Source organism: Citrobacter sp. S46_ASV_140 (assembly GCF_018919545.1).
Taxonomy (GTDB): domain Bacteria; phylum Pseudomonadota; class Gammaproteobacteria; order Enterobacterales; family Enterobacteriaceae; genus Citrobacter; species Citrobacter braakii.
Genome location: NZ_JAHLRC010000142.1, coordinates 1 through 7,865, shown reverse-complemented (window position 1 = coordinate 7,865; position 7,865 = coordinate 1). Strand labels below are relative to the sequence as shown.

The following is a 7,865-nucleotide window of genomic DNA, read 5'->3' as shown; positions in this document are numbered from 1 at the left end:
GCGCCAGTACAGCGCGGTGGAACGCTCACCAGTGATATCGGCCCGGACGGCTGTGGCGAGGACCTGCAGACGATCATGCAATAGTACGGCATGGGTGTGCTGGTATTGCCAACTCCAGGTCATCGCGACAAGCCAAAGAACGCAAAGGCAGCTATAGCACGCGAGAGTGATGAAATGGCGGCGTAAATTCACGCGCAGCAAACGGCGCACCGGAAGCGCGAGACCGCGCTCAGCGGTAATTTTGCTGCTCAGTAGCGACTGACAAAACTGCATCTGTGGTTTGTCATGGTCCAGCGTACGGGCAACAAACCAGATCCCGCGCAGCTGCGGTGGCTCATCGCGGGCATGACTGTTAAACAGGGCGTCAAAAGCGTCATGCAACGGTGCGGCAAGCGGCGGGAAGCTTTCTGGCAAGCGGAATAATTCCTCCGGCGTGTTGCCTCGCAGCGCGCCAAGCTCGGTGATGAACAGCCGCAGCGAAGTCCGGGTATTGTCCAGCGCATTGTCGATCCACTGCGGTTTCCAAATGGCTTCTCTGGCGACCGGAATTGTGCTGCCAATCGGACTGCGGCGAGCATCTTCCGGCAATAGCTCCAGCAGATCGGCTGTACCTTCCAGTGATTCCATGCCGCTGATGATCAGGTAAATTGGCAGACTCAGTCCGCACACCTGCTGCAACTGCTGACAGTTATGCAATAAGCTGGCGCGGACGGTATCATCGTCATGCAGCGTCTCTAATGAAAGGGTGATAATCAGTGCATCCAGTGGTCGCTGGGGGCGGCTTTTCACCAACGCAGACAGCGTCTTCTGCCAGTCATTCTGACGGATTAGCCGCTTCTTCCCAACGGTTTGTAGCGTTTGCGGCAGGCACAGAAGGCTGCACTGAGGATTAAACCACCATTGCCCGAACCAGTATTCCTGGCCGTCGGTAAGTGACCAACTGCGGCACAGCAGACGGTTATCCTCTTCGTCGCCAAGCATCAGGATTCGCATACTGTCGTAAGGATCCTGACTGGTACAGGCTCGCTGGATCTCCTTTTGCGCACGGTTGAACGTATCGTTTCGGTATTCCCATTGCCACCAGACGCACCAGAGAGTCATCGCCAACAGCACCAGGAGAATAATCAGTAGCGTAAGCCAGGGTTGCGTCACTTATCATCTCCCTGGCAGGACTGGGTTACCGGGAAATCTGGCAGCGAATTTACGCCGATGGCATCTTCAATACTTAGCCACAGTCGCTGACTCAACAGCAATAACGCCAAAAGTATAACGAGGGCGATGAGATGCAGGCGCGAATTGTCTGGCAGGCGGCGATGCGCCGGAAGGTGTAAAGGCGTCCCCAGCGCGGCCGATTCCATGCGTTCGGCAATATCACTGAGCTGAGCGTCATGCTGAAAGGCAAAATGCCACAGCAGGCGGCAGGTTTCCTGATGATTCTGCAGGTTAAAATCGCCACGTCGGGAACCAAACCCCAGCGTCAGGCAGCGCAAATACAGCGCGGCTAAATCCCGCTTTCCTGGGTTACGTTCATTGAGCAGAGCGGTGATCAGGCGGGGGATCTGGTCCCCAGCGCTATGGGTTTGCCACAAATGATACTCCAGCGGGCAGGACTGCCACAGGGAGAGCGCGGGCCAGTCACCATAGAGTACGGACTCATCAATCAGCGCGACCAGGGCATAAACGGACGCGTCAATCTGCTGCTGAAACGGCGAACCCAGTTCGCGGGTCAGGCGTCGGTTATACTCTTCTACCACCTGACTGGCGTATACAAGGGCCTGATTATGCAACTCATCTGGCGGTAGCGGAGTGCGTTTCCAGCGTTCGAACTGCGCCAGCCAGCGGGTGTAAATCTCATCAAACAGACGGCTGGCAGGCATATCAGGATTGGCGATTGTCATGGCGATCCTCCTGACGGTAGAGCATGATCTGCTGCGGCATATCCTCTGTTTCATGCAATGGGGCAATAACCAACGGCGTCCCTTTTTCAAACCACTGGATGGTAAGGGTCAGGGTAAACAGGGCCACCTTACCGTCGATTTCCCAGTCACTGCGCTGCTCTGCAGCCAGCGGCGTGAAAGTCATCCCGTGCATCCGCTGACGACGCAGAACAGGTACAAAGGGTTGGCTGGTGATAAGACTCATTTGTAACCACTTTTCAGCTTTGGAGGCGTTGTCTCCGGGCATCAGCAGGCCTATCACCACCTGCTCTCCCGCGTGGATATCTGTAGGGAGTTGCAGTGAAAAAGAGTTATCCAGCTTGCTGAAATTCAGCCGCTGATAGCGGCGATGAATATGCGCCAACTGGTTTTTCAGTACGGTGAAAAGAGAGGCAAATGCGGGCAGCATGTTCTGATAATCAAAGGTTGGCAGCAGGGGCAGCGTTTTATCCTGAGTCAGTATTGCCGTTTGTCCGATAAAGAGACACAGCGCGCGGTAAAGATCCTGTGGATGTGGCCGCCCGCTGCTGAGCAAGCTTTCCACCAGCGGCAACGCCCCCTGGATACTATGCAGTGACAGCGTAAGCCATAGCCAGTCGTTGGTGCGTTGCCCGTGTTGCGCCAACTGCATTTCACGGCTCAGAAACAGAATTTTTTCTCTTGCCTGCAGGCAGAGTTGTCGGGTTTGGCGTGCCAGATAACTCTCTTCGTTGAAGGCGGGAGAGGGGGGAAACCACTCGCTCTGATGAAATCCACCTTCGCTATACACAACCTGCAGCAGCGGCAGACAGACGAAATCAGCGCGATCATGCTGGCAAACCAGACGCGGTACGGGCTGCCATTGCGAAATGCTCTCGGGGAATTCACCGCTACTCAGGTCAGGTAGCGGGGCGCTGTTGACTGAGCGATAGCGGCTATTCATCAACTGCCACTGTCCGGCACGGTTTAGCGGCGGCAGCGCCAGCCAAAGGATATGTTCACTGTCTGGCGCGGCAGGCAGCAAGCGGGCGCAGTCAAACTCCAGCGATAAATCGTCGCTAATGTCATAATTGACCGGCGTGCCATCGGGCATCATCGCCTCCAGGCGCAAAATACGCAGCGTTCCTGCACACAGCGCAGCCTCGTCAATCTGGAGCCGGTTGACGCCCCAGAACCACGGATTAGCGCACCCGGTGAGCGCGGCACAAAGTGTTTCATTACGCAATGCCTGCAACTGGAAATGTTGAGGTAGCATTGCCATCCCTTCATACCAGCAAACCATTGCCGGAATTGTGCTCATAGTCCCTTCCTTGTTCATGGTGCCAGGACGGCTTCATCCGTCATTAGTAACAGATGCAGTGAATCTGCTTTTTCCAGTGTTAATCGGTGTTCTCCTGCGCTGCTGTAGCGGGCAAACAGCAGAATTGCCTCTGCCTTAACGCCGTGCAGAGGGGAGCTTTTGGTCACAAAACGCGAATCCGGTACCAGCTCCAGCGACCAGACATGCAACCCGTCAGGGCTATCGCGCAGGAGTTGTGATTTGGCGTTAAACCACTGTGTCGCACTCAGCGATTGTACGGTTGGCAGCAACGCATTATCGGCAATCGCGACAATATCCACGGCGACTGGCGTGTTATCGTTTGCATCTGCTGCGGTTTCAATGACCACATCATTAAATGCCACACGGTTTTGCCATAATGAACAACCGCTACTCAGTAAAATTAAAATACTGAATAGTATTATATTGGCTGAATGGAATAGGCCGTTTGTCATATAAAATCCTTTTATATTGTCATTAATAAGGTAATTAATGGCGGGGGTTGTTTTTTTGACTTAAATCATCATTGGATGAATCTTAAGTAATAAAATTTGTTAACATTTAAATATTCATTAAATTTATATTTTCAGTGCAAAGCATTATTTTATAATCAATTTTAATTGTAACATGTTGATTTTTATTGGTTAATTTTTTGTTAATTGATTTTTATCAAACAATTTATTTTTTTGTGTGAAAAGTAAAAAATTAAGTTGATATTTATTGGGTGTTGTGTTTTTTATATTGCCGGTAGTTATTCATGAATATGACTTTTCGAATAATGGTGCGGTAAATGTCGTGCCAGGGATACTATTGCAATAAAAAGGATTAAATATGGCCGAGAGCATTCAGCATAAACTCAACCGTATTAGGCCGCCGCGCGTGCAAATAACGTATGATGTGGAAACAGGTGGCGCGATTGAGAAGAAAGAGCTTCCCTTAGTTGTTGGTATTTTAGCTGATTTATCCGGACATCCCGCATGCCCACCCGCTAAATTACGTGAGCGGCGATTTGTCGAAATTGACCGTGATAATTTTGACGATGTGCTTTCCTCCCTCTCACCTCGTCTGGCGATACAGGTTGAAAATCGTCTGGCTAATGATGGCAGCAAATTGAACGTTGAGCTGTGCTTTAACGAGTTCGATGATTTTTCTCCACTCAATATTATCAATCAGGTTAAACCCCTTCAGCGACTGTTTCTTGCCCGGCAGCGCCTGCGCGATCTGCTCACCAAACTGGATGGTAACGACGATTTGGATGCGCTGCTACAGCAGGTGGTAAACGATAACGCCGAGCTTCAGGCTTTGAGACCCATCGTTGAAGAAAAACCGGCTGAAAACGCGTAACTGAATCAGGAGAAGAACAATGGAAAATGTTCAGGAACAAGCTGAAAACGGCGGACAGACGGTCACGCTGAGCGTGCTGGATCGCATTATCCAGGAAGGGCGGATGGCGCGCGATGAGCTACAACAGACCTACGCGCGTGACATGCTGGAAGAACTGGCGACGCAAATTCTTGATGAAGGGATGGCGATAGGAAGCGATACGGTGGCGATGATCAACCATCGCATCGCGCAGATCGACGAGCTTATCAGCGGCCAGTTGAATGAGGTATTGCATCACCCGGATATGCAGAAACTGGAAGCCTCCTGGCGCGGTCTGCATCAGTTTGTGATGAATACGGAGACCAGCACCCGACTGAAATTACGTCTGCTAAACGTTTCGCGCAAAGAACTGCAGGACGATCTGGAAAAAGCGGTTGAGTTCGATCAGAGCACGTTGTTTAAGAAATTGTATGAGGATGAATACGGTACTTTTGGGGGGAATCCCTATAGCGTGCTGGTCGGTGATTTCGAGTTTGGCCGTCATCCGCAGGATGTGGCGCTACTGGAAAAACTCTCCCAGGTCGCGGCGGCCGCGCATGCGCCGTTTATCGCCGCTGCCAGTCCTCGTTTGTTTGATATGGGATCGTTTCTCGAGTTAGGTGTCCCGCGCGATCTGGCGAAGATCTTCGAAAGCACCGAGCTGATTAAATGGCGGGCATTCCGCGAAAGCGACGACTCCCGCTATGTCTCATTAGTGCTGCCGCACGTGTTGCAGCGCCTGCCTTACGGCCCGGATACGGTGCCGGTGGAAGGCGTGAACTTTATCGAGGACGTCGACGGCCTTGATGCCAGCAAATATCTGTGGGGCAATGCCGCCTGGATGCTGGCCAGTCGTATTACCGAAGCTTTTGCCTTATACGGCTGGTGTGCGGCGATCCGCGGTGCGGAAGGCGGCGGCCTGGTATCCGATCTCCCGGCGCATACGTTCTCCACGCCATCCGGCGATATCAGCCTGCGCTGCCCGACGGAAATAGCCATTACCGACAGGCGTGAGAAGGAGCTTAACGATCTGGGATTCATCGTGCTGTGTCATAAGAAGAATACCAACACCGCCGCGTTCTTTGGCGGACAGACCACCAATCAGGCAAGGATCTACAACACCCCGGAGGCCAATGCCAACGCGCGGATCTCCGCAATGCTGCCTTACATCCTCGCCGCTTCCCGTTTTGCGCATTACCTGAAGGTGATTATGCGCGACAAGGTCGGCAGCTTTATGAGCCGCGATGATGTTGAGAGTTACCTCAATAACTGGATTGCTGACTATGTGTTGCTGCGCGACAGCGCGCCACAGGAGATTAAAGCGCGTTATCCGCTGCGTGAAGCACGGGTGGACGTGAGTGATGTTCCCGGCAAACCGGGCGTTTATCGCGCCGTTGTATTCCTGCGTCCGCACTTCCAGTTAGAAGAGTTGACCACCTCAATTCGTCTGGTGGCTGAACTGCCGCCGCCAGCTGCCGCTTGATTACTAAGGAGATAGACCATGGATGCGATTTTTTTAAAGCTTGACGATATCAAAGGCGAAAGCCAGGCCGATGGCTTCAAAGATCAGATAGAGATCATGTCCTACAGCCATAACGTGGCGATGCAGGTCACTAACGACGTCAGTAATACCGAACGTACTTCCGGGCGGGCGCACGTGGGTGAAATGTCGCTGACCAAGTTTGTCGATCTCGCCACGCCGGTGCTCAATGAGTATTGCTGTAGCGGGAAGGTGATCAAAGAAGCGAAGTTGACGCTCTGTCGTAACGACAATAGCGCGATGCTGCCGTTTATTGTCTATACCCTGAGTAACGTGGTGATCTCGCACCTGAGCGTCAGCGGCGGGTCCGGCGGTAAGCCGGTAGAGACGATGTCGCTGAACTTCACCAAAATCAAATGGGAAATCACCGCCCAGAAATCGGAAGGCACCCAGCAGGGCACCAGTTCATCCGTCTGGGATATGGCGCTGAATAAGAAAGGCAGCTAATGGTGGAGCCTTTCATCCCGGTTGCGCTATTCGACAGGCTGCTGGATGAGGAGATAAGCCCACGAGAGTCGGTGTGCCGGGAGTTGAATCGATTATTCAACTCCCGAGCCCCTGCGGATGATGACGCACTACCGCTGTTGCTTAGCTGGGGCGTCCCGGAATGGCACGGATGTAACGCGGGCGATGAGCGGGTGCTTAACTGGTATTGTCGCCAGCTACGCGCAGCCATTTTACGCAACGAGCCGCGGATTCAGGCGCTAACTGTCAGCGTGAAAGATGCGCATCATCAGACGCTGGCGCTGCATCTCGAGGTGATGTTGTGGCACGACGACGATCCGCTGACGCTGGATCTAACGTATCTGCACGGCAGCTGGCGATGACTATCGCAGGAGAAGATCAATGGACGATCGATTGCTGGAAGACTATTTGCAGGAGTTGAGATGGTTGCGTACCGCCAGCGGCGAGTTCGCCCGGCGGCACCCGCACGTTGCCTCTCGTCTGCGGCTGAGCGAATTTGATTGCCCGGATCCCCACGTTGAAAGGCTTTTAGAAGGTTTCGCCCTGCAAAGCGCCAAATTGCATCAGCGCCTTGATGATGGTTTTGGTGAACTGTGTGAATCGCTGCTGGAGCAGCTCTCACCTCATTCGATACGCCCTTTCCCTTCCACAGCTACCGCCAGTTTTACTGCGGATCCGCTGGCAGGTGATTTGAGTCAGGGTTACGCCCTTCCTGCCGGAACGCCGCTTTACGCGTTAACGCAAAGCGGTAAAACGATCTGGTGGCGTACCGCGCTGGCGCAAACGCTGTGGCCTATTGAGATTGACGATGTTACCTGGTGCGATGCGGCGCAGGCCCGGCAGTTAACCGGGCTGACGCGGGCGCGCGGCGCATTGCGTATTCAGCTACGTTGTCTGCCGCCACATCAGTTTTCGACGTTGGCGGTTACACAGTTACGCATTCATCTCAGCGGTTCGCCGCAAATCAACGCCACGCTATTTGATTTGTTGTACGCCCATGTCATTGGGCCGCTGCGCCCACATCCCATTGGCCTGCTGAATGCCGAAAAGATTTTGCCCTGCGAACCGGGCGTAGAGTCCAGCGTGCTGGCGCTCAGTGCCTGGATGAACAGCCCGCAGGCGCTGATGTATTTCGATTTGCCGCTGCCGCCTTCGGGGGAGGGCGACGCCATGATCTTGTGCATTCCTTTCGATCGCGCTCCGCCGGGGGCGCAGCATATTCACTCGGGTGATATTCGTTTGGGGTGTGTGCCAATCGTTAACC

9 protein-coding genes are annotated in these 7,865 nt (G+C 53.4%); 5 read left to right on the top strand and 4 right to left on the bottom strand.

The features are described from left to right. The 4 genes from KQJ19_RS20905 to KQJ19_RS20890 all read right to left on the bottom strand — a co-directional run. Positions 1-1,152: type VI secretion system protein (locus KQJ19_RS20905; RefSeq protein ID WP_346011606.1), on the bottom strand; the 1,152-nt coding region annotated here is incomplete at its 3' end. Further along, positions 1,149-1,898, bottom strand: a complete 750-nt coding sequence (locus KQJ19_RS20900; RefSeq protein ID WP_103766895.1) for a DotU family type IV/VI secretion system protein — start codon at positions 1,896-1,898, stop codon at positions 1,149-1,151. The genes KQJ19_RS20905 and KQJ19_RS20900, both read right to left, overlap by 4 nt. Next, positions 1,879-3,216 carry a type VI secretion system baseplate subunit TssK gene (tssK, locus tag KQJ19_RS20895; RefSeq protein WP_103766894.1) on the bottom strand — a complete coding sequence of 446 codons (1,338 nt, stop codon included), beginning with the start codon at positions 3,214-3,216 and terminating at the stop codon, positions 1,879-1,881. The genes KQJ19_RS20900 and tssK overlap by 20 nt, the downstream gene beginning before the upstream one ends. Before the next feature lie 14 nt (positions 3,217-3,230). Continuing rightward, complete coding sequence (locus tag KQJ19_RS20890; protein ID WP_225836825.1) at positions 3,231-3,599, bottom strand: T6SS protein Cts2N; 369 nt, start codon at positions 3,597-3,599, stop codon at positions 3,231-3,233. A gap of 466 nt (positions 3,600-4,065) precedes the next feature. Between KQJ19_RS20890 and tssB the strand changes: the two genes are divergently transcribed. The 5 genes from tssB to KQJ19_RS20865 all read left to right on the top strand — a co-directional run. After that, the gene (tssB, locus tag KQJ19_RS20885) at positions 4,066-4,578 is read left to right on the top strand and encodes a type VI secretion system contractile sheath small subunit (RefSeq protein ID WP_016155549.1); all 513 of its coding nucleotides are present in this window, start codon (positions 4,066-4,068) and stop codon (positions 4,576-4,578) included. Positions 4,579-4,597: 19 nt separating this feature from the next. Next, positions 4,598-6,079, top strand: a complete 1,482-nt coding sequence (gene tssC, locus KQJ19_RS20880; RefSeq protein ID WP_016155550.1) for a type VI secretion system contractile sheath large subunit — start codon at positions 4,598-4,600, stop codon at positions 6,077-6,079. A gap of 18 nt (positions 6,080-6,097) precedes the next feature. Continuing rightward, positions 6,098-6,583, top strand: coding sequence for an Hcp family type VI secretion system effector (locus KQJ19_RS20875; protein ID WP_016155551.1), 486 nt, complete (start codon positions 6,098-6,100; stop codon positions 6,581-6,583). Beyond that, positions 6,583-6,963 carry a GPW/gp25 family protein gene (locus tag KQJ19_RS20870; RefSeq protein WP_016155552.1) on the top strand — a complete coding sequence of 127 codons (381 nt, stop codon included), beginning with the start codon at positions 6,583-6,585 and terminating at the stop codon, positions 6,961-6,963. Before KQJ19_RS20875 ends, KQJ19_RS20870 begins: the two co-directional genes overlap by 1 nt. Positions 6,964-6,982: 19 nt before the next feature. Next, positions 6,983-7,865: type VI secretion system baseplate subunit TssF (locus KQJ19_RS20865; RefSeq protein WP_216404077.1), on the top strand; the 883-nt coding region annotated here is incomplete at its 3' end.

Coding starts and splice junctions, on each gene's coding strand:
- KQJ19_RS20900 (WP_103766895.1), bottom strand. CDS start 1,898: ATGACAATCGCCAATCCTGATATGCCTGCCAGCCGTCTGTTTGATGAG.
- tssK (WP_103766894.1), bottom strand. CDS start 3,216: ATGAGCACAATTCCGGCAATGGTTTGCTGGTATGAAGGGATGGCAATG.
- tssB (WP_016155549.1), top strand. CDS start 4,066: ATGGCCGAGAGCATTCAGCATAAACTCAACCGTATTAGGCCGCCGCGC.
- tssC (WP_016155550.1), top strand. CDS start 4,598: ATGGAAAATGTTCAGGAACAAGCTGAAAACGGCGGACAGACGGTCACG.
- KQJ19_RS20875 (WP_016155551.1), top strand. CDS start 6,098: ATGGATGCGATTTTTTTAAAGCTTGACGATATCAAAGGCGAAAGCCAG.
- KQJ19_RS20870 (WP_016155552.1), top strand. CDS start 6,583: ATGGTGGAGCCTTTCATCCCGGTTGCGCTATTCGACAGGCTGCTGGAT.